Origin of the sequence: Plantactinospora sonchi, from assembly GCF_036422035.1 — a bacterium.
GTDB classification, from domain to species: domain Bacteria; phylum Actinomycetota; class Actinomycetes; order Mycobacteriales; family Micromonosporaceae; genus Plantactinospora; species Plantactinospora sonchi.
Window position 1 is genome coordinate 49,116 of sequence record NZ_JAZGQK010000038.1, and the last position, 20,265, is coordinate 69,380.

Below are 20,265 nucleotides of genomic sequence, written 5' to 3' on the forward strand. Positions count from 1 at the left end.
AAGGGGTCTGATCGTCCTACGCCGTGCCGGGGACTGTCGTCTGCGCATCATCGCTCTCCTCCGAGGGCGGTTAGGAAGGGCCCCTTCTACAACAGAAAACGATAGGAAGGGGCCCTTCCTTTCAGGTCAGGGCAGGATCCACTTCTGGTTCGCGGCGCCGGCGATGCAGTCCCACAGGTGGACGTTCTGACCGTCGGCGGAGCTGTTGTTGGAGACGTCCAGGCACTTGCCGGACGTCGGGTTGCGCAGCGAGCCGTCGGCCTGGGGAGCCCAGTTCTGCGCCGCGGTGCTGTTGCAGGTCCAGAGCTGGATCTTCGTGCCGTTCGCGGTGCCGGCGCCGGAGATGTCCAGGCACTTACCCAGGGTGCGCAGGGTCTGGCCGTTGCGGGTCCAGGTCTGGTGGGCCAGGCCCTCGCAGGTCCAGATCTGCGCCTGGCTGCCGTCGGCGGTGCCGCCGTTCTCGATCTCCAGGCACTTGCCGGCCAGCCCGGTGATCGGGCCGCTGCCCCCACCGCCGCCGGAGCCGGTGTTGATGGTGAAGGCGTCGAGGTCGTAGAGCGCCCCGGTGCCGGTACCGGCGAAGGTCAGGTAGAGCGTGGTGGTGCCGGCCGGCGGGTTGGCGATGCTGCCGTTGACCGTGGCGAAGGTGTCCCAGCCGCCGGTGACCGGTACGGTCGCGCTGCCCAGCACCGTGCCGGTGGCCGAGCCGGCCCGCACCTGGAGGGTGCCGCCGGAACCGGCCGACGAGACCCGGGCGGTGAACGAGGTGGCGTTCGACAGCCGGTACGGGGTGAAGGCGATCCAGTCCCCGTTGTTGATGTCGCCGACGGTCTGGCCACCCTCGGCCGCGGTCTTGGCGAACTTGTTGACCCCGGACGAGGTCTCGTAGTGCTCGGCCTGCCGGTGCTTCGGGGTCAGTTCGTGCTGGGTGTGCGTGGTCAGCCCGCCGTTGTCGGTGTACTCGGCGTCGAAGATCGGGAAGATGTTCGCCGCGTCGTCGTGCTCACCGTCGACCGGGATGGTGATCGTGCCGGAGCAGCCGTTGGCCGAGGTGATCTGGTGGCCGTGGCTGTCGTGGCCGAGGACGTACGTCATCTTGACCCGGGAGCAGTTGATCGTGCCGTCCTCCGGGTCGGTCACGGTGATCTGGAACGGCACCGCGTCCCCGAAGGCGACCAGTTGCCCGCTGGCCGGGGCGACGATGGTGACCGTCGGCGCCGTGTTGCCGACCCCGACGGTGACGCTGGCGGTACCGGTGGCGCCCTGCGGGTCGCGTACGGTCAGCGTCGCCGTGTACGTCCCGTTCGTGGTGTACGTCTTGGTCGGGTTCGCCGCGGTCGACGTGGTGCCGTCACCGAACGCCCAGGAGTAGGTCAGCGCCCCGCCGTCCGGGTCGGAGGAGCCGGCCGAGGAGAAGGTGACGGTCAGCGGGGCGGTGCCGGAGGTGGGGTTGGCGCTGGCCACCGCGACCGGGGCCCGGTTGCCGCCGGCCACGTAGTCGAACCGGTAGAGCGCCGAGTTGGCGTCCCCGTTGAAGTAGCCGGTGCCGTAGTCCAGCACGTAGTACGCGCCGTCCGGGCCGAACGCCGAGTCCATCACCTGCTTGCCGACCCAGGGGAAGGTGTCGATGGTGCCCGGCGAGCCGTCGGCGTTGACGTGGATCGGCTTGATCCAGCCCCGGCCGAACTCGGTGGCGAAGAACTGGCCGTCGAAGGACTGCGGGAACTTGGTGGTCGACGGGTTCGAGGCGCTGTACCGGTAGACCGGTCCACCCATCGGCGACTCCGAGCCGCCACCGAACTCCGGCGGGGTGCCGGCGTCGCCGGCGTACCGGATCCAGGCCGGGCGGGCCGCCGGCAGGGTGCTCTGGCCGGTGTTGCGGAACGAGTTGTTGGTCGGCCCGCCGGTGCAGTTGTACTTCGCCCCGCTCGGCCCGTCCGGGAAGGTCCACTCGTTGTACGTCTCGGCCGCGGTGTTCGTCCCGGTGCAGTACGGCCAGCCGTAGTTGCCCGGCGAGGTGACCCGGTTGAACTCGACCTGGCCGCTGGGACCACGGTTGGCGTTGGTGGAGCCGGCGTCCGGGCCGTAGTCGCCGACGTAGACCACGCCGGTGGCCTTGTCGACGCTGATCCGGAACGGGTTGCGGAAGCCCATCGCGTAGATCTCGGGACGGGTGTTGGCGGTACCCGGCGCGAAGAGGTTGCCGGCCGGCACCGAGTACGTCCCGTTGGCGTTCACCTTGATCCGCAGGATCTTGCCGCGCAGGTCGTTGGTGTTGCCGGCGGAGCGCTGGGCGTCGTACGCCGGGTAGCGGTTGGTCCGCTCGTCGATCGGCGCGTAGCCGGCGGACTCGAACGGGTTGGTGTCGTCGCCGGTGGAGAGGTAGAGGTTGCCGGCCGCGTCGAAGTCGATGTCGCCGCCCACGTGGCAGCACATGCCCCGGTCGGCCGGTACGTCCAGCACCGTCACCTGGCTGGACATGTTCACCGTGAAGTCGGCGTTCAGGGTGAACCGGGCCAGCCGGTTGACTCCGCTGAACGGCGCGAACTGCGCCGCGGTGCCGATGGCCGGCGCGTCACCGGCCGGAGTGGACAGCGGCGGCGCGTAGTAGAGGTAGATGTGCCGGTTGGTGGCGAAGCCGGGGTCCACGCCGACGCCCTGCAACCCCTCCTCGTCGTGGGTGTAGACCGGCAACGTGCCGACCACCGTCGTGTTGCCGGCGGCGTCGGTACGGCGCAGCGTGCCGTTGCGCGCGGTGTGCAGCACCGAACGGTCCGGCAGAACGGCCAGGGACATCGGCTCGCCCACCTCGGCCACGCCACGGGCCAGGGTGACCTGCTGGAAGTCGGCCGCGTTGATCGGGTGCGCCGCGGCGGGGGTGGCCGGGGCGAGCATCGCCGGGGCGGCGGTGGCCACCAGCAGCAGCGCCGCCGCGGTGGCCCACCGCGGGTGCCGCAGCCGGGATCGACCGATCCGGGGTGCGGCGCGCAGCGGGGATGGATGATCGGGTGAAGACATGGTCGTGCTCCGTCCTGACCGGTGGGTCGCCGGCAGGGCGCGCGCCGTCGCGCCAGATGCCGTCGGTGGTGTACCGCCCGGGGGTCGCCGTTCCCGCCAAGCCGCGACCGTCGTCCGGTGCGGACACGCACCGGCTGCCGGTCGCTAGTCGTGGGTCAACCGCGCCGTCGGTTACCTCGACGTAACAACTCTGAGCTGTGCTCGACACAGTAATTGGAGCGTGCAGATGTGTCTATACCTTCTGCTGCTCCGTGCCGAACTTTTGTTCGTAGCGTAGAAAAGTCCCGCGATGGCCGAGGGTGGGTGGGGTACTAACCGGCCCGCTGCACGGCCTCGGCGGCCAGCGCGGCGAGCACCGTGGCGGCCTCGTCGGAGATCGGGGCGTCCGCCAGCGCGGTCAACGCGGCGTCCGTACACACCTTGATCATCTGCTCGATCCGGTCCAACGCACCGGTGTCCACAATGATCCCCCGCAGCTCCGCCGCGCCCGCCGGATCGAGCGCCGGATTGCCGAACAACTCCTTCAACCGCTGCCCCTGGGCCCGGTCGACGCTGCCCCGGGCCAGCGCCATCATCACCGTCGGCTTCCCCTCGCGCAGGTCGTCCAGCACGGACTTCCCGGTCAACGCCGGATCCCCGAACACCCCGAGCACGTCGTCCCGGAGCTGGAACGCGTCACCCAACGGGTCGCCGAAGGCGGCCAGCGCGGCCAGCAGCTCCGGCGACCCCGCCGCCAGCGCCGCGCCGATCTGCAACGGGCGGGTCACCGTGTAGCGGGCCGCCTTCATCCGGATCACGGTCAGCGCGCTCGCCACCGACCCGTCCCCGACCCCGGAAACCAGGTCCAGGTACTGCCCGGCGATCACCTCGGTACGCATCGTCGCGAAGACGCCGTACCCCTGGTGCACCTCCTCCGGGGTCAGCCCGCACTCGTGGAACAGCTGGTCGGCCCAGGCCGCGCAGAGGTCACCGCAGAGCAGCGCGGTGCTGCGCCCGTACGACGCCGGATCGCCCCGCCAGGCCGAGCGGGCGTGCAGGTCGGCGAAGAAGCGGTGCACCGACGGCTCGCCCCGGCGCTGGTCGCTGCCGTCCATGATGTCGTCGTGGATCAACGCGAAGGCGTGGAACAGCTCCAGCGCGGCGGCGGCCGCCACGATCGGCGTACCGTCCGCGCCGCCGGCCCCCCGCCAGCCCCAGTAGCAGAAGAGCGGACGGAACCGCTTGCCACCGGCCAGCACGAACCGGCGCAGGGTGGTGAAGACCCCACGCGGCGCACCGTCCGGCCAGTCCGGGTCCTGCCGGTCCAGGAAGGCGGCGAGCTGGTCGTCGAAGCGCTTCCGCAGCGCGTTGAGATCCGCCGCCGGAACCGTCGCCGTCACGACCGCTCACCCGTCGCCTCGGCCAGACCGGCCAGGGTGAGCAGCAGTCCCTTGACCTCGGTCGCCTGGTAGCGGTCCCGGGCCGGGCCGGGAGCGGAACAGAGCAGCACCGGGCCGTCCTGCGGGTCGGCGGGGAGCCGGCCGTGTGAACCGCGTACCGCCCGCGCCCCGGCGTCCAGCCCGACCACACTCATCAGGTACCGCATCCCGAGCTTCTTACGGGCCAGTGCCACCGCCGCCCGGCGCTTGGCCGCGCCCGGGGCGGCCGGGTCGAAGAAGAGTTCCGCCGGGTCGTAGCCGGGCTTGCGGTGGATCTCCACCAGCCGGGCGAAGTCCGGCGCCCGGCCGTCGTCCAGCCAGTAGTAGTAGGTGAACCAGGCGTCCGGTTCGGCGACCAGCACCAGTTCGCCGGAACGCGGATGGTCCAACCCGTACCCCGCCTTGCCGGCCTCGTCCAGCACCTCGGCCACCCCGGGCAGCCCGGACAGCAGCTTCGCCACCGCCGGTACGTCGGCCGGGTCCTTCACGTACACGTGCGCCACCTGGTGGTCGGCGACGGCGAACGCGCGGGACGTCCACGGATCCAGGTACTCCATCCCGTCCTGGGTGTAGACCCGCAGCAGTCCCTCGGCGCGTAGCAGCCGGTTCACGTCCACCGGCCGGGACGCCTCGGTGATGCCGTACTCGGAGAGCACCACCACCGTCGCGTTCCGGGCCGCGGCGGCGTCCAGCAGCGGGCCGAGCACGGTGTCCAGCTCGGCCGCGGCGGCCGACGCCTGCGGCGCGGACGGGCCGAACCGTTGCAGGTCGTAGTCGAGGTGCGGGACGTAGACCAGGGTCAGGTCCGGGTTCTTCTCCGTCATGACCTGCTCGGCGGCCCGGCAGATCCACCGCGACGACGGCATCCCCGCCCCCGGACCCCAGTACGTGAACAGCGGGAACCCGCCCAGCCGCCCGGTCAGCTCGTCGTGCAGCTCCGGCGGGTCGGTGTAGCAGTCCGGTTCCTTGCGCCCGTCGGCGTAGTAGATCGGCCGGGGCGTCACCGTCCAGTTCACGTCCGCGCCCATCGCGTACCACCAGCAGATGTTCGCCACCGTGTAGTCCGGTCGCCGCCGCCGGGCGGCCTGCCAGACCTTCTCGCCGCCCATCAGCGCGTGGTGCTGCCGCCAGAGGAACACCTCGCCGAGGTCCCGGAAGTACCAGCCGTTGCCGACGATGCCGTGCTCCGCCGGCGGTACGCCGGTCAGCATCGTCGCCTGCGCCGAGCAGGTGACCGCCGGCAGCACGGTGCCGAGTTCGGCCCGGAACCCGGTGTCGGCGACCGCGCGCAGCCGGGGCATGTGCGCGAGCAGTCGGGGGGTCAATCCGACCACGTCGAGCACGAGCAGTGGGTCAGCCATCATGCCTCCTCGCCTCGGGGTTGCCGGGACAGCGGCCCGGCCGGGACAACCTGGGTCGGATCCGGAACACCGCCGGGGCGACCGGACCGGGAAACGTCGGCCAGGCCCAGCGCGGTCAACTCGTCGCGGGCGAAGGCCAGCTCGGCGGCGATACCGTCGGCCAGCTCCGGGTCCGAGTTCGGTCGCCGCGCCGCCGGCAACACCCCCCAGGTGTACGTCTCGACGTCCAGGTGGTCGCAGCCGGCGGCCGGCCCGGCGAACAGCTCCCGCAACGCCGTACGCAGCACCGGCACGGTGGACTCCAGTGGCGGCTCGGGTACCGCGTGCAGCGGCACGTGGTAGTGCACCCGCCAGGCGCCCGGCAGGTCGGCTGCCAGGGCCTCGTCCAGGTCGTCGGTGGCGTGTGCCGGGTCGGCCGGGTCGGCCGCCCGTCCGCACGGCTCGGCCCGGGTCTGGTGCAGGAAGCGGGGTTCGACGTACCCACGCAGGGTCGCCGCGGCCGCGACCGGGTCGGCGGCGGCCAGCGCGGCGGAGACCTGGACCTTCACCACCGGCAGCCCGGCGGCGGCGAGCCGGGCCAGCGCCGCCGCCGGCTCCTCCCAGGCGCAGGCGAGGTGGGCCAGGTCGAGGCAGACGCCGAGCCGGTCGGTGTCGACCCCGGACAGCGCGGCGGCCGCCTGGGCGGTGGACTCGACCACACAGCCCGGCTCCGGCTCGAACCCGACCCGGACCGCTCGGCCGGTACGCCAGGCCAGTTCGGTCAGCCCCTCGGCCAGCTCGGCCAGCACCCGGCTGGCCTGCCCGGCGCGCCCGGCGTCCCAGGGCTGACGCCAGGCCAGCGGCAGCGTGGAGATCGACCCCCGGACCGCGTCGTCGGGCAGCAGGTCGAGCAGCACGGTGGCCAGGTTCAGGGTGTAGACCAGCCGTTCCCGGGTGGTCCAGTCCGGCAGGTAGACCGCCTTCTTCACCACCGGCGCCTGGAACGCCTGGTAGGGGAACCCGTTCAGGGTCACCACCTCCAGGCCGCGCGCCGCCAGTTCGGCACGCAGCCGCCGCCGGGCCTGCGGGTCGGCGGCCAGGCCGGCCGCCACCGGTGCGGCCAGCCACAACCCCAACCCGAGTACGTCGACGTCGAGTCGCCGCCGGATCGCCGCCGCGTACGTGTCGAGTTGCCCGATCACCCCGGCCAGGTCCTCCGCCGGGTGGACGTTGGTGCAGTAGCTCAGGTGGACCAGTTGCCCGTCGGCGTGCCGCAGCCGCATCAGCTGCCACCCCGCAGGATCGAGTTGCCGGCGAAGGTCGCCACCGGCGCCCCCGGGACCGCACCGTTGCCGGCCCCGCCCGGCGGCTCCTCCCCGGACCTGCCCGCCGGCTCCTCCCCGGGCAGCTCCAGCCGGCCGGACTGGCCGTAGAACTCCACCGGGTTGCGCCAGAGCACCCGGTCGACGTCGTCGTCGGTGAACCCGGCGGCCAGCATCGCCTCCCCGGTGGCCCTGGTCAGCAGCGGGTCCGACCGGCCCCAGTCGGCGGCCGAGTTGACCAGCATCCGCTCGGTGCCGTACGTGCGCAGCAGCTCGACCATCCGGGGCGGAGACATCTTGGTCTCCGGATAGATGGAGAAGCCGAGCCAGCAGCCGGTGTCCCGGACCAGCGGGGTGGTCACCTCGTTCAGATGGTCGATCACCACCCGACCCGGTTCGAGACCAGACTCGGCGATCACCGCGAGGGTCCGCTCGGTACCCCGGGCCTTGTCCCTGTGCGGGGTGTGCACCAGTGCCGGCAGGTCGTACTCGACGGCCAGAGCGAGCTGGGCGGCGAAGACCTCGTCCTCCTCCGGGGTCATCGAGTCGTACCCGACCTCGCCGACCGCCACCACCCCGTCCTTGTCCAGGTAGCGGGGCAGCAGGTCGAGCACCTCCCGGCAGCGCGGGTCGTTGGCCTCCTTCGGGTTCAGCGCGATGGTGGCGAAGTGCCGGATGCCGAACTGGCTGGCCCGGAACGGCTCCCAGCCGACCAGCGAGTCGAAGTAGTCGACGAACGACGCGGCGCTGGTCCGTGGCTGACCGAGCCAGAACGCCGGCTCCACCAGGGCGCGTACCCCGGCGGCGGCCATCCGTTCGTAGTCGTCGGTGGTCCGCGAGGTCATGTGGATGTGCGGGTCGAAGATCCTCATCACGCCTCCTCCGTGGCCGCCCGGACCGGGGTCCCCGGCCGTGTCGGCGAGTGCAGTCGGTCCAGCAGCGCGGTCGCGTCGGCGGGCATGTCCCGTCCGGCGGCCCGGCGTTCCTCGGCGAGGCCGGCCAGCATCACGGCCAGTTCACCGTCGGCCCGCTCGTCGAGCCGGTGCACGACGGACAGCGGGATCCCGGTGAAGACACACTTGAGCACCGCCTGCCGCCAGGCCGGCTGGTCGAGCCGGTCGGCGTACCGGCCGAGCGCGGCGGCGACCAGCCGGGTGTCGTTGGTCCGGATCGCGTCGTGCAGCAGTGGCAACCCGGCGTCCCCGACCGGCAGCAGTGGCAGGGCGCGCAACACCGCCCGCTTCTCGGCCGCGTCGCCGTGTCGGTAGCCGGCTTCGACCTGGCCGGGCAGCGCGGCCGGAGGCAGCGCGGCGAGCAGCAGCACCCGGGCCGCCTCGTCGGCGGTCCAGTCCGGCAGCCCGGGCAGCGGTTCCCGGCCGCACCGGCGCCCGGCCGCCGCGAAGAGCCGACCGAGTGCGTCCGGGTCGGCTGTCACCCGGTCGAGGGCGGCGGTCAGCCAGTCCCGCTCGGGTCCACCCCGCTCGGGTACGGCGAACAACGCCGCCCGCAGTTGTTCCAGTTCCGGTTCCATCGGTTCCTCCCCAGCCAGTCGTGCGATGTGGATGGTGGTCGCGATCCCCCCGGTTTGACCCTGTGTCTCAGTCCGGCGTACCGGCCCCGCTCCCCCGCGCCGACGGTGCCGGCGGCCTGGTGGCGGTCGCGCCGAGGCTCGTGCCGGCGGCCGTTGTCGTCGCCGCCTCGGCCTCGGCGGCGCGCAGGAACCCGATCGAGTGCGCCGCCACCGTTGGCGCCGCGTGTGAGTGCCGGGGCAGCTCGACGGCGACCAGTCCGGCGTACCCGGCGTCGGCCAGCGCCCCCAGCACCGGCGGGAAGTTGATCTCCCCGGTGCCGAACTCCAGGTGCTCGTGCACTCCCCGGCGCATGTCGTCGATCTGCACGTTGACCAGGTGTGCGGCCACCTGGGTCACGCACTGCGGCACCGGCACCGGCTCCAGACAGCGGCAGTGTCCGATGTCGAGGGTGATGCCGAAGTGGGACGGCGCGCCGAGCGCGTCCCGCAGCCGCCACCAGTCGGCGATGTCGGCGACCAGCATGCCCGGCTCCGGCTCGAAACCGAGCACCACACCGGCGGCGTCGGCGGCGTCGACCAGTCCGGCGCAGCCGGCGACCAGCCGGTCCCAGGCGGTCGCCGGGTTGACCTCGGCCGGCCGTACGCCGGACCAGAAGGAGACCGCCTCGGCACCGAGGTCCGCGCCGATCTCGACGGCCCGGCGGAGGAACTCGACCCGTAGGGCGTTGTTGTCGTGCAGCAGCGTCGGCGCGTGCTTGTGCCACGGGTCGAGCAGGTAGCGGGCCCCGGTCTCGATCACCACCGCGAGGCCGAGTTCGGCCAGCCGCCGGCCGACCGCCGCCACCCGGGCCGCGAGGTCCGGGGCGAAGGGGTCCAGGTGGTCGTGGTCCAGGGTCAGCGCCACCCCCTGGTACCCCAGGTCGGCGATGACCGCCAGCGCGTCGTCCAGCCGGTGGTTGGCGAATCCGTTGGTGCCGTAGCCGAAACGCAGTCCGGGTGCGGTGCCGGTCATGTCGGGGACACCTTCCGGGCGAGCCGCCGGCCCAGCGGCGCGGCGGCGGCCACCGCCACCCCGAGCAGCGCCGCCCCGGCCCGGGCGACCAACGCCCCCTGGAGGGCGGGCAGTCCGGTGATGCCGGCGCCGACCGCGGCCCGGACCCGGGACGCCTGCGGGTCGGCCGCCACCCGGGCCTGCGCGGCGCCGTACTGGAGGCCGTACCAGCCGGCGAGCACGGCCGGTACCAGGGTCCGCCAGCCTGGCCGGGCCAGCGGCCGGTCGGGGACGGCCCGGGCGCCGGCGCGGCTGCCGACCACCGCGGCGGCCGCGACCGCGGCGGTGCCGGCGAGGGTCGCCGCCGGCAGCGCCCGGGACGCGCCGGAGACCTCCCGCCGGGAGAGTTCGGTGACCGTGTACGTGTGCGCGGCGACGGTCAGCGCCGCCGGTACCGCCCGGGCGGTACGCCCCTGGCTCGCCCCGAGCAGCACGTCCAGCCCCCGGCAGACGGCCATCAGCGCCGGACCGGCGGCGGTGTTCTTGGCCCGCAGGTCGTACGCCCAGACCGCGCCGGCCAGCGGCACCGCGACGGCCAGCGCCCGGCGCCCGCCGGTCACGCCGGCCAGCGCCACCCCGGCGGCGGTGAGCCCGGCCGAGACGCCGAGGGCGACACCGGGCGAGATCCGGCCGCTGGGGATCGGCCGCTCCGGCCGTTCCCGCGCGTCGAGTTCCCGGTCCGCCCAGTCGTTGGCGGCCATCCCGGCCCAGTAGAGCAGTACCGACGCCCCGGCCAGCCCGGGCACCCGGTGGTCGAGTGCCTCGGCGGCGGCGGCCCCGGCCACGACGTCGCCGGGTACGGAGAGCGCGGCCGGCGCCCGGACGAGTTGGGCCAGGTCAGCGAGGGACGGCATGCCGGACCTCCGCCGTCTGCTCGGTGCCGCCCGACGCCTGCGCACCGCCGGGGAGGCCCTGTGCGGGTGCCCGGACACCGGTCGTGGCGGCCGGTGGGTCGTCCGGGCCGGCGGTGCAGGGCGCCAGGCCCCGGGCGAACGCGCAGAGGGTCGCCCACTGCTCGGCGAGCCCGTGCGGGGTGTCTCCGAGCGGATCCTTGAAGAAGAACGCCAGCTCGGTCAGGGGTCCGGTCCGGCCGGCCCGGTGCGCGGCGGCGGTCAGCCGGGCGAGGTCGAGCACCAGCGGGGCGGCCAGCGACGAGTCGCAGCCGTGCCAGGTGAACTCCATCCGCATCGGGGTGCCGAGGAAGCCGGAGAAGGTGACCAGGTCCCAGGCGGTCTTGAAGTCGCCGAGGTCGTCGAGGTACTCGATCCGGGTGTTGCCCTGCGGGACGTACCCGAGCGTCTCGCCGAGCACCCGCTGTTTGCTGGCCGTCTTGGCCGCGTTCGCCGCCGGTTCGGCGAGGTTGGCGCCGTCGCCGCCGCCGAGCAGGTTCACCCCGGACCAGCTGCGCACCTGCAGGTGGCGCATCGCGAACATCGGGGCCAGCACCGACTTGACCAGCGTCTCGCCGGTCTTGCCGTCGTGCCCGGCGTACGGCACGCCGGCCCGTTCGGCCAGCTCGGCGAGGGCGGGCAGCCGGGCACCGGTCGACGGGGTGAAGTCCACATAGGGGCAGCCGGCGGCGAAGGCCGCGTACGCGTAGGCGGCGCTGGGCGGCAGCGGGTTGCCCTCGGCCAGCGCCCGGTCCAGTGCGGCGAGGCTGGCGTGCCCGGGGTGCGGGTCCGGCACCGGTTCGGTCGAGGAGATGTTCACCACCACCACCCGCTCCAGCGCGTGGCGTTCACGGAACCGGGCCAGGTCGGCGCCGATCGCCTCGACGGCCGCCGCCTGCGGCGTACCGGTGGGGGCCGGTCGCAGCTCCGCCTCGACCGTGCCGAGTTCCTCGGTCAGCGCGGCGACCAGCCGGGCCGGGAGCACGCCCGCCTCGGCCAGTTCCTCGGCCTTCTTCAGCAGTGGGATGGTGGCCACGTCGTGCCCGCCGAAGACCAGGTCGGCCAGGGCCGGGAGGTCCGCGCCGCGCAGCGCCGGCAGTTCGGTCACGCAGCCGGTCGGTTCGGCCAGGCCGGCCCGCAGGGCGAGTGCGCCGACCACGGCGGTCACCGCCACCGAACCACGCCCACCCACCAGCCAGACACCCGTTCGCATCAGTCTTCCTCCCTCCGGTGCCGGCTCGGCTCAAGTGCCGACCGGGGGCGTACGACGACGAACCGACGCATATGCTCCGATCCGCTCGCCGAATCTGCCTATCGGGACATCCTGCCTTCTGATCAAGTGAAAAGCGCCCCGTCCGCCCGACCGTCCCGGTGTGACATCCCGTGCGGCACCGGAGTCGGCGGCACCGGTGTCGCACGGATCCGTGACCGTACGGGCGGACGGGGCTTTGGTAGGCAGGGCCGGTCGGCGTCGCGGTCCTGCCTCCCCCGAATTACCAGTGCGACCGGCCGGCGTGGTGCCGGTCCCGGTCGCGGTCCCACTGTGCAGTTGTGCCGCCGCATCCACTGTGGACCGCGTAGTGGACGGCGGAGTCGTCGGGCGGGCCGCCGGGCGGGCCGGGCGGCGTCGCGGTGTGGGCCGGCCGGAGCCGGCGGGTCGGCACCGGCCGGGGGGGTGGCCGGTGCGGTCCGGCGTCCGGCACGACCGGGGAATCCCGGTCCGGCCGCACCGGACGGCCGTGTTACCTGCTGTACGCGGCGCTACCGGAGTGGTTCCGGCGCGGACGCGCACTCCCTCCGGACCGACCTCCGTCCGCTCGCGGGGCGCAACCGCGACCGGACCCTCGCCGATCAGGCCGGAGAGCTCTCGGGCCGGGTACCCGACCGGAGGTCGGGACACCCGAGCTGGTGGATGGTGGGCTCCGGCGTCGCCGGCGTCGGCCCGGGGCGGGCCGAGGCGCCGACGTGCCGGAGGTGCTACACGGAGACCGGGTCGGGTACCCGCTCCACCTCGGTCCAGGACGAACCGAGCTCGGCCGAGCGTGCCACCGCGTCCAGCACCAACTGGACCTGGAGACCGTCGGCGAAGGACGGGGCGGGATCCGACCCGTTGGCGACCGCCAGCAGGAAGTCCCGCATCTCGTGCGTGAACGAGTGCTCGTAGCCGATGATGTGTCCCGGCGGCCACCACGCCGACATGTACGGGTGGTTGCCCTCGGTCACCAGGATCCGCCGAAAGCCCTGCTCCGCACCGGGTTCCGAGGCGTCGAAGAACTCCAGCTCGTTGAGGCGTTCGAGGTCGAACGCGACCGATCCGAGCGACCCGTTGATCTCGACCCGCAGCGCGTTGCGCCGACCGGTGGCGAACCGGGTGGCCTCGTACGTCGCCAGGGCGCCACCGTCGAGCCGGGCCACGAAGATCGCGGCGTCGTCGACGGTGACCTGGCCGGTGGCCGGGGCGGCCCCGTTGGCGCCGTCGGCCGAGGCGGCCAGTCCGCTCGACTCGGTCGGCAGCGGACGCTCCTTGACGAACGTCTCGGTGACCGCGCTGACCCCGGCGATGCGCTGGCCGGTGACGTACTGGGTCAGGTCGATGATGTGGGCGCCGATGTCGCCGAGCGCCCCGGAGCCCGCCTTGTCCTTCTGCAGCCGCCAGACCAGCGGAAACTGCGGGTCGACGATCCAGTCCTGCAGGTAGACCGCGCGGACGTGCCGGATCGTGCCGAGCCGGCCGGACGCGACGAGTTCCCGCATCAGGGCGACCGCGGGCACCCGGCGGTAGTTGAACCCGCACATCGCCCGTACCCCCGACGCCTGCGCCCTGGCCGCGGCCGCGACCATCAACCGGGCCTCGTCGACCGTGTTGGCCAGCGGCTTCTCGCACAGTACGTGCTTGCCCGCCGCCAGCGCCGCGATCGCGATCTCGGCGTGGCTGTCCCCCGGCGTGCAGACGTCGACGATGTCGATGTCGTCCCGGCTGATCAGGTCACGCCAGTCGGTGGTGTGCGCCTCCCAGCCGAGCCGGTCGGCCGCCTCGGCGACCTTTCCGGTGTCCCGGCCGCAGATCAGCGACATCCGGGCGCGTACCGGCAGGTCGAAGACGCGGTTCACGGTGCGCCACGCCTGTGAGTGCGCGGCGCCCATGAACGCGTAGCCGACCATGCCGACCCGCAGTTCTCTTTCTTCCCTGGACAAGGTGGGTCTCTCCCCCCGGTGTATCAGAACCCGAGCTTGCTGTACGCGCTCGCGTTCTCCTTGGTGATGGTCTCCGAAGCCAACGTGATCTCCTTCGGGACCTGCAGTTCGACCAGGTCGGACATGCCGCGACCCTGGCCGATGAGCCGGGCCAGCGAAATCGCCGACGAGGCCATGGACGGGCTGTAGGTGACGGTCGCCTTCAGCACGCTGTTGTCCGCCGCGATGGCGTCGATGGCGGCCTTGGAGCCGGCACCGCCGACCATGATGAACTCGGAGCGGTTGGCCTGCTGGATGGCGGCGAGCACGCCGATGCCCTGGTCGTCGTCGTGGTTCCAGACCGCGTCCAGCTTCGGTTCCGCCCGCAGCAGCTGGGACGCCTCGACCTGGCCGCTGTCGGCGGTGAACCGGGCCGCCCGCCGGTTCTTCACCTTGAAGCCGTACACCGCGAGTTCGGCGGCGAAGCCGGCGGAGCGCTCCTGGGTCAGCTCCAGTTCGTCCATGCCGGCGATCTCCCCGATCACCGGGTTGGCGATCCCCTTCGCCTTCATCTGCTCGCCGATGTAGCGGGCGGCGGCGACGCCCATGCCGTAGTTGTCGCCCTTGATCTGGAGCCGGTAGGCCAGCGCGTCCGGGAACGCCCGGTCGAGGTTGACCACCGGAACGCCGGCCTTCATCGCCTCCAGGCCGGCCGCGTTCAGCTCCTTGCCGTCGTGCGGCAGCATCACGATCACGTCGGGCTTCTGCGAGATCAGGGTGCTCAGCGCGGCCCGCTGGGCGGCGGCGTCGGCGCCGGCCTGGACGGTGCGGAACTCGACGTCGGAGTAGACCTTCGCCTGCGCCTCGGCGTTGCGGGTGATGGCGGCGAGCCAGCCGTGGTCGGCGGCCGGGGCGGAGAAGCCGATGACCACCCGCTTGCCCGGGGAGCTGTTCGGGTTGGCTCCGGCGTCGGCCTCCTTGACCTGCTCGTTCGCGTTCGGGGCGGCCTCGTTGCTGGTGCAGGCGGTGAGCAGGGCGCCGGCGCCGACCGCGGCCGTGCCGAACAGCAGCCGCCGACGCGACAGGTCGCGCACGGGCCGGAGCGGATCGTGCTTGGTCATGACGACCTCCTGTTATCGGTGTTTCGGTGGGGGTGGGTGGGGGGTGGAGAGGGAGGTGCGGATCAGCGAATTCACCGCCCGGGTCCGGCGGGCCGCCGGGTTGCCGGGCGGACCGCCGGTGGTCGGGCTCTTCGACCACCGGCGGCGGACCGCCGGCGGAGCTTTCTCTGGTACGTCCGCCCGGCCGGGAAGTCAGCCCGTGGAGCTGAGCCGGTTGCGGGCGAAGAACTGGGTGAGGGACTTGAAGCGGAACTGCTGGACCAGCACGGCGGCGACGATGATGCCGCCCTTGACCATGTTCTGGGCCTCGGGGGAAAGGTCGTTGAGCGCGAACAGGTTGGTGATGGTGGCGAAGATGACCACACCCAGCAGGGCGCCGACGACACTGCCCCGGCCACCGCTGAGCAGGGTCCCGCCGATGATCGCCGCGGCGATCGCGTCGAGTTCGTAGAGGTTGGCCATCGCGGCCTGGGCCGAGTTCGCCTGTGCGGTCAGCATCACCGCGCCGATTCCGCAGCAGAGGCCGGAGAGCGCGTAGAGCAGCACGGTGTGCAGGCGTACGTTGATGCCGGCCAGTCGGGCGGCCTCCGGGTTGCCGCCGACCGCGACCGTACGCCGGCCGAACGTGGTGCGGTTGAGCAGCACCCAGCCGGCCGCGACGACCCCGACGAGGATGATCACCAGCACCGGAATGCCGAGGACCTCGTTGCTGGCGATGCCGTTGATGGTCTGGTTCGTGGAGACCTGGGTCTGCTTGTCGGAGATCTCGGCGGCCAGGCCCCGGGCCGCGACCAGCATCGCCAGGGTGGCGATGAAGGGCACCAGCCGGCCGTACGAGATCAGCAGGCCGTTGACCAGGCCGACGCAGGTGGCCACGACGATCGCCGTGAAGATCATTCCGCCCGCGCCGAACTGCTGGGTGGCGACGGTCGTGGACCAGACCCCGGCCAGCGCGATGATCGCGCCGACCGAGAGGTCGATGCCGCCACCGATGATCACGAAGGTCATCCCGACGGTCACCACGCCGACCGCGGAGGCCAGTTTCAGGATGGTCATCATGTTGCCGCCGACCCAGCCCAGGTCACCGTAGAGGTCCGGGCGGGTGATCATCCCGATGACGATCAACACCACCAGTACCCCGATCAGGGCCAGGTTGCGTCGGGCCGACTCACCGGCCTCACCACGCCACCACCCCGAGCCGGGAACCTTCTGCGCCCCGGAGTCGACGACCCCGACCGGCGCCGGCGAGACCGGCGCCGACTGGGCCGGCACCGCCGTCGGCGCGGCGGTTTCCGTACGCTCGCTCATGCCGCCTCCTCGCTTCGCTCGCCGACGTCGTGAGCCGTACGGCCGAGCCGACCGGTCCGCCCGCTCACGCCGTCACCCCGTACGACTGCCGCTGTGCACTCATGCTGGTGCGCCCTCCATCAACGACCCCGCCATCACGAGGTCGAGCACCCTGTCCTCGTCGAGTTCGCCGGCCGGCGCCTCGTGCACGACCCGTCCCTCCCGCATCACCAGTACGCGGTCGGCCAGGCCCAGCACCTCCGGCACCTCGCTGGAGACCAGCAGCACGCCGACGCCCTCGTCGGCCAGTGCCTGGATCACCTGGTACAGCTCCGCCCGGGCGCCGACGTCGACTCCCCGGGTGGGTTCGTCGAGCAGCAGCAGCCGGGTGTCCCCGAGCAGCCACCGCCCGACCACGACCTTCTGCTGGTTGCCGCCGGAGAGCGTGCGTACCGGGCGGTGCACGTCCCGGGGCCGCAGTTCGAGCCGGTCGGCGATGGCCGTCGCCGCCCCCCGCTCCTGACCGGCGTCGGTGAAGCCGAACCGGGCCCAGCGGGTGAAGGTGGCCAGTGTGACGTTGCGGTAGATCGGCTCGCCGAGCAGCAGCGCCTGGCTCTTGCGCTCCTCAGGGGCCAGGCCGATGCCGGCCCGTACCGCGGCGCCGACGCTGCCCGGGCGCAGGTTCCGGCCGCCCACCGTGACCGTGCCGGCGTCCGCCCGCCGCGCCCCGAAGATCGTCTCCAGGAGTTCGGAGCGTCCCGAGCCGACCAGGCCGGCGATGCCGACGACCTCGCCCGCGCGCACGGTCAGCGAGACGTCGGCGAACTCGCCCTCGCGGCTCAGCCCCCGGACCTGCAGCAGTTCCTCGCCCGGTCCGCCGCCGGGGGTCCGCTCCGGGAAGACGTACTCGATCGACCGGCCGGTCATCCGGCTGACCAGGTCGCGGGTCGGGGTGGTCCGGGCCGGCAGGTTCGCCGCCGTGGTCCGACCGTCCTTGAGGACGGTGACCCGGTCGCCGATCTCGCGGATCTCCTCCAGCCGGTGCGAAATGTAGATCACCGCGATGCCCTGCGCGGTCAGTTCCCGGATGATCCGGAAGAGGTTCTCCACCTCGTCGTGGGCCAGTACCGCACTCGGCTCGTCCATGATGATCAGCCGCGCCTCGTGCGACAACGCCCGCGCCATGCTGACCACCTGCTTGCCGGCGGCGGGCAGCGACCGCACCATCCGCCGGGCCGGGATCTCCGGATGTCCGAGCCGGCCCAGGATCTCCCGGGTACGTCGGGCCATCCCGCCCCACCGGATGAAACCGAGCCGGCGCGGCTCGTGGCCGAGGAAGGCGTTCTCCGCCACCGACAGGTCCTCGACCAGGTCGAGTTCCTGGTAGATGGTGGCGATCCCGGCCCGCATCGCGGCCTGCGGGTTGGCGAAGTTGACCGGCTGGCCCAGCCACTCCACCTGACCCGAGTCGGGCCGGTGCGCCCCGGAGAGAACCTTGATCAGCGTCGACTTGCCGGCACCGTTCTGGCCGAGCAGGCAGTGCACCTCGCCGGCCCGCACCTCCAACTGCACGCCGTCCAGGGCCCGTACGCCGGGGAAGGTCTTCACCACGTCGGTGAGCCGGAGCACGATCTCGCCCGGCTCCGACACCGCGTCCCCGTTCACCGCGTCCCCGGTCGGCTCCGGCACCGCGTCCCCGTTCCGCGCACCCGCGCTCGACCCGGTCATGGTCGCCTCTCCCTCTCCCGTCATGGCCTCCTCGTTCCGGTCGGTCATGACGCCTCCGCGAACGCGACGTCGGTGGCGAGTACGGCCGCGCCCGCGACGCCCGCCCTCGGGCCCAGTTCGGAGAGGACCACCGGCAGGTTCCCGGTGGCCAGCGGCAGTGACCGTCGGTACACCACACTGCGGATCTCGGCGAGCAGGATGTGGCCGAGCTGCGCCAGCCCGCCCCCGATCACGATCATCGAGGGGTTGGCGAAGCTGACCAGGCCGGCGAGCACACCACCGACCCGTCGGCCACCGTCCCGGATCAGCCGGATGCAGGTCACGTCGCCCTCGCTCGCGCCCTGCGCGACGTCGAGGGCGGTGACCGAGTCCGTCGGGCTCGCGGCGAGCCGCTCGGCCAGTGCCGGCGAGGCCCCGCCGCGCGCCGCCGCGGTCGCCTCCCGGGCCAGTGCCGCTCCGCTGAACAGCGCCTCCAGGCAGCCGACGTTGCCGCACGAGCAGACCGGGCCGTGCGCGTCGACCTGGATGTGGCCGATGTCGCCGGCGCAGCCGTCGTTGCCCCGGTAGACCTCGCCGGAGAGGTAGATCCCGCAGCCGATGCCGGTGCCGATCTTCACGAACAGGAAGTCGTCCACCGAGTGCGCGACCCCGCCGTGCCGCTCGCCGATCGCCATGATGTTGACGTCGTTGTCCACCACCGCCGGGCAACCGTGCTCCCGGGTGAGCAGCTCCCGCACCGGGAAGCGGTCCCAGCCGGGCATGATCGGCGGCGACACCGGGGTGCCGTCCCGGAAGCTCACCGGGCCGGGTACGCCGATCCCGACCGCGTGCAGCCGCTCGTACGCCCCGTCCACCTTCGCCTTGTGCAGCAGGTCGTTGACCCGGTGCAGGATCGCCTTGGGGCCGGTACGGATGTCGGCGACCTCGGCGTACACGGCGACCGTCTCGAGCCGACCGTTGACCACCTCGACGTCGATCGAGCTGGCGCCCAGGTCGACGGCGGCGAACCTCAGGTGGGGGCTGAGCTCCACCAGGGTGGACCGCCGACCGCCCCGGGAGGCGGCGAGTCCGGCCTCCGCGACGTAACCGAGAGTGACGAGTCGTTCGAGTTCGGCGAGCAGTCGGGGCCGGGGCATCTGCAGCCGGTCGGCGAGTTCGGCCCGGGAGATCGCACCCTCGTCGCGCAGCAGCCGGAGCAGCCGGAGGTGCAGGGCTTCGGTTCCGCGCACCGCGGGTCACCTCCGTCAGACTCAGTTCACGGGCTGGCAACGCCAGGGCGTTGTGCTCGACACAGTAGGAGTCTTCCGGAGTGACTGTCCAGAGCTTCGGCTAAGTTGACGTCAACTTTTGTCCGTACGGACGAAAGTTAGTAAATGATCAAGGAAAGCGGCTGGTCACTGACCGCGACCCCGCTTCCGGAGCTTCCGGTCGTCCCGGAGCGACACGTACGGCTCCCGCTCGGCCGACCCACCCAACCGGACGGTCCGCTCCCGCTCCAGTTCGGCGCTCAGTTCCGCGCCGAGCAGGATGGCCACGTTCGACAGCCACAGCCAGATCAGGAAGACGATCACCCCGGCCAGCGACCCGTACGTCTTGTTGTAGGAACCGAAGTTGGCCACGTAGAAGGCGAAGCCGCTGGAGACGACCGCCCAGGCGAGCACCGCGAAGAGGCCACCGGGACTGATCCACCGGAAACGCTGCCGGGCGTTCGGCGTCGCCCAGTAGAGCACCGCGAAGGTGAGACTCACCAGCACCAGCAGGACCGGCCACTTCGCGATGTCCCAGGCGGTCACCCCGGCCGAGCCGACCCCCAGTCGTCGGCCGACCTGTTCCGAGAGCTTCCCACTGAAGATCAGCAGCACCAGGCTGACCAGCACCATCAACCCGACCAGTGCGGTGGTCCCGAGCCGGAAGAGCAACGTCCTGCCGAGCGGCCGACCCTCCGGCACGTCGTAGATCGCGTTCGCCGCCCGCATGAACGCGCCCACGTACCCCGAGGCCGTCCAGTACGCCCCGAGCAGGCCGAGGATCGCGACCAGGCTGGCCGTACCGCCACTGCCCTGCACCTGGCCCACCCCGGTCAACAGGATGTCCCGGGCCGACTGCGCGGGGACCACGTCCCGGATCACGTTCTGCACCCCGCGCACCGCCGCGTCGCCGATCAGGGCCAGTACCGAGACCAGTACCAGCAGCGCGGGAAAGAGCGCCAGCACCCCGTAGTAGGTCAGCGCCGCCGCCCAGTCGGTGATGTTGTCCGCCTGGGCCTCGCGCAGCGTCCGCCGCAGTACCCGGAACCAGTCGGCCCGGGAGAGTCGACCCGGGCGCCCGGCCTGTCGCTCCTCGGCCATCCCGACCCCCTCCGTCGACCCCGCCCGGTGACCCGAA

Annotated in this window: 15 protein-coding genes; all 15 read right to left on the reverse strand. The window is 72.5% G+C overall.

Translation table 11 applies throughout. The annotated features are described in order from the left end of the window. Window positions 1-126 precede the first annotated feature (126 nt). The 15 genes from V1633_RS34040 to V1633_RS34110 all read right to left on the reverse strand — a co-directional run bounded on the left by V1633_RS34040 (window position 127) and on the right by V1633_RS34110 (window position 20,228). Entirely contained in the window at window positions 127-3,018 is a 2,892-nt protein-coding gene (locus tag V1633_RS34040) for a PQQ-dependent sugar dehydrogenase (protein WP_331218406.1), read from the reverse strand. 311 nt (window positions 3,019-3,329) lie between these two features. Continuing rightward, window positions 3,330-4,397, reverse strand: coding sequence for a polyprenyl synthetase family protein (locus V1633_RS34045; RefSeq protein ID WP_331218407.1), 1,068 nt, complete (start codon window positions 4,395-4,397; stop codon window positions 3,330-3,332). After that, window positions 4,394-5,797 carry an alkaline phosphatase family protein gene (locus V1633_RS34050; RefSeq protein WP_331218408.1) on the reverse strand — a complete coding sequence of 468 codons (1,404 nt, stop codon included), beginning with the start codon at window positions 5,795-5,797 and terminating at the stop codon, window positions 4,394-4,396. Before V1633_RS34050 ends, V1633_RS34045 begins: the two co-directional genes overlap by 4 nt. Further along, window positions 5,797-7,059, reverse strand: coding sequence for a metabolite traffic protein EboE (gene eboE / locus V1633_RS34055; RefSeq protein ID WP_331218409.1), 1,263 nt, complete (start codon window positions 7,057-7,059; stop codon window positions 5,797-5,799). The genes V1633_RS34050 and eboE overlap by 1 nt, the downstream gene beginning before the upstream one ends. Further along, on the reverse strand, window positions 7,059-7,970 hold the full coding sequence (locus V1633_RS34060) for a TatD family hydrolase (protein WP_331218410.1): 912 nt from the start codon (window positions 7,968-7,970) through the stop codon (window positions 7,059-7,061). Before V1633_RS34060 ends, eboE begins: the two co-directional genes overlap by 1 nt. Continuing rightward, the gene (locus tag V1633_RS34065) at window positions 7,970-8,629 is read right to left on the reverse strand and encodes an EboA domain-containing protein (RefSeq protein WP_331218411.1); all 660 of its coding nucleotides are present in this window, start codon (window positions 8,627-8,629) and stop codon (window positions 7,970-7,972) included. The genes V1633_RS34060 and V1633_RS34065 overlap by 1 nt, the downstream gene beginning before the upstream one ends. Before the next feature lie 67 nt (window positions 8,630-8,696). After that, complete coding sequence (locus V1633_RS34070; protein ID WP_331218412.1) at window positions 8,697-9,641, reverse strand: sugar phosphate isomerase/epimerase family protein; 945 nt, start codon at window positions 9,639-9,641, stop codon at window positions 8,697-8,699. After that, window positions 9,638-10,534, reverse strand: coding sequence for an SCO3242 family prenyltransferase (locus tag V1633_RS34075; protein WP_331218413.1), 897 nt, complete (start codon window positions 10,532-10,534; stop codon window positions 9,638-9,640). The genes V1633_RS34070 and V1633_RS34075 overlap by 4 nt, the downstream gene beginning before the upstream one ends. Next, window positions 10,518-11,783, reverse strand: coding sequence for an inositol-3-phosphate synthase (locus V1633_RS34080; protein WP_331218414.1), 1,266 nt, complete (start codon window positions 11,781-11,783; stop codon window positions 10,518-10,520). Before V1633_RS34080 ends, V1633_RS34075 begins: the two co-directional genes overlap by 17 nt. A 764-nt stretch (window positions 11,784-12,547) precedes the next feature. Next, window positions 12,548-13,732, reverse strand: a complete 1,185-nt coding sequence (locus tag V1633_RS34085) for a Gfo/Idh/MocA family protein (RefSeq protein ID WP_331218455.1) — start codon at window positions 13,730-13,732, stop codon at window positions 12,548-12,550. A gap of 56 nt (window positions 13,733-13,788) precedes the next feature. Further along, window positions 13,789-14,865 carry a substrate-binding domain-containing protein gene (locus V1633_RS34090; protein ID WP_331218415.1) on the reverse strand — a complete coding sequence of 359 codons (1,077 nt, stop codon included), beginning with the start codon at window positions 14,863-14,865 and terminating at the stop codon, window positions 13,789-13,791. Between the two features lie 192 nt (window positions 14,866-15,057). Further along, window positions 15,058-16,173: an ABC transporter permease gene (locus V1633_RS34095; protein WP_331218416.1), complete on the reverse strand. Its 1,116-nt coding sequence runs from the start codon at window positions 16,171-16,173 to the stop codon at window positions 15,058-15,060. A 99-nt stretch (window positions 16,174-16,272) separates the two neighbouring features. Then, the gene (locus V1633_RS34100; RefSeq protein WP_331218417.1) at window positions 16,273-17,928 is read right to left on the reverse strand and encodes a sugar ABC transporter ATP-binding protein; all 1,656 of its coding nucleotides are present in this window, start codon (window positions 17,926-17,928) and stop codon (window positions 16,273-16,275) included. Further along, on the reverse strand, window positions 17,925-19,109 hold the full coding sequence (locus tag V1633_RS34105; protein WP_331218418.1) for an ROK family protein: 1,185 nt from the start codon (window positions 19,107-19,109) through the stop codon (window positions 17,925-17,927). The genes V1633_RS34100 and V1633_RS34105 overlap by 4 nt, the downstream gene beginning before the upstream one ends. 165 nt (window positions 19,110-19,274) lie before the next feature. Continuing rightward, on the reverse strand, window positions 19,275-20,228 hold the full coding sequence (locus tag V1633_RS34110) for a YihY/virulence factor BrkB family protein (protein ID WP_331218419.1): 954 nt from the start codon (window positions 20,226-20,228) through the stop codon (window positions 19,275-19,277). Window positions 20,229-20,265 lie beyond the last annotated feature (37 nt).

Bases quoted from the DNA above. Each gene is read 5' to 3' on its own strand.
- V1633_RS34040 (WP_331218406.1), bottom strand. From the start codon at position 3,018: ATGTCTTCACCCGATCATCCATCCCCGCTGCGCGCCGCACCCCGGATC.
- V1633_RS34050 (WP_331218408.1), bottom strand. From the start codon at position 5,797: ATGGCTGACCCACTGCTCGTGCTCGACGTGGTCGGATTGACCCCCCGA.
- eboE (WP_331218409.1), bottom strand. From the start codon at position 7,059: ATGCGGCTGCGGCACGCCGACGGGCAACTGGTCCACCTGAGCTACTGC.
- V1633_RS34060 (WP_331218410.1), bottom strand. From the start codon at position 7,970: ATGAGGATCTTCGACCCGCACATCCACATGACCTCGCGGACCACCGAC.
- V1633_RS34065 (WP_331218411.1), bottom strand. From the start codon at position 8,629: ATGGAACCGGAACTGGAACAACTGCGGGCGGCGTTGTTCGCCGTACCC.
- V1633_RS34070 (WP_331218412.1), bottom strand. From the start codon at position 9,641: ATGACCGGCACCGCACCCGGACTGCGTTTCGGCTACGGCACCAACGGA.
- V1633_RS34075 (WP_331218413.1), bottom strand. From the start codon at position 10,534: ATGCCGTCCCTCGCTGACCTGGCCCAACTCGTCCGGGCGCCGGCCGCG.
- V1633_RS34080 (WP_331218414.1), bottom strand. From the start codon at position 11,783: ATGCGAACGGGTGTCTGGCTGGTGGGTGGGCGTGGTTCGGTGGCGGTG.
- V1633_RS34085 (WP_331218455.1), bottom strand. From the start codon at position 13,732: ATGGTCGGCTACGCGTTCATGGGCGCCGCGCACTCACAGGCGTGGCGC.
- V1633_RS34090 (WP_331218415.1), bottom strand. From the start codon at position 14,865: ATGACCAAGCACGATCCGCTCCGGCCCGTGCGCGACCTGTCGCGTCGG.
- V1633_RS34095 (WP_331218416.1), bottom strand. From the start codon at position 16,173: ATGAGCGAGCGTACGGAAACCGCCGCGCCGACGGCGGTGCCGGCCCAG.
- V1633_RS34100 (WP_331218417.1), bottom strand. From the start codon at position 17,928: ATGACCGACCGGAACGAGGAGGCCATGACGGGAGAGGGAGAGGCGACC.
- V1633_RS34110 (WP_331218419.1), bottom strand. From the start codon at position 20,228: ATGGCCGAGGAGCGACAGGCCGGGCGCCCGGGTCGACTCTCCCGGGCC.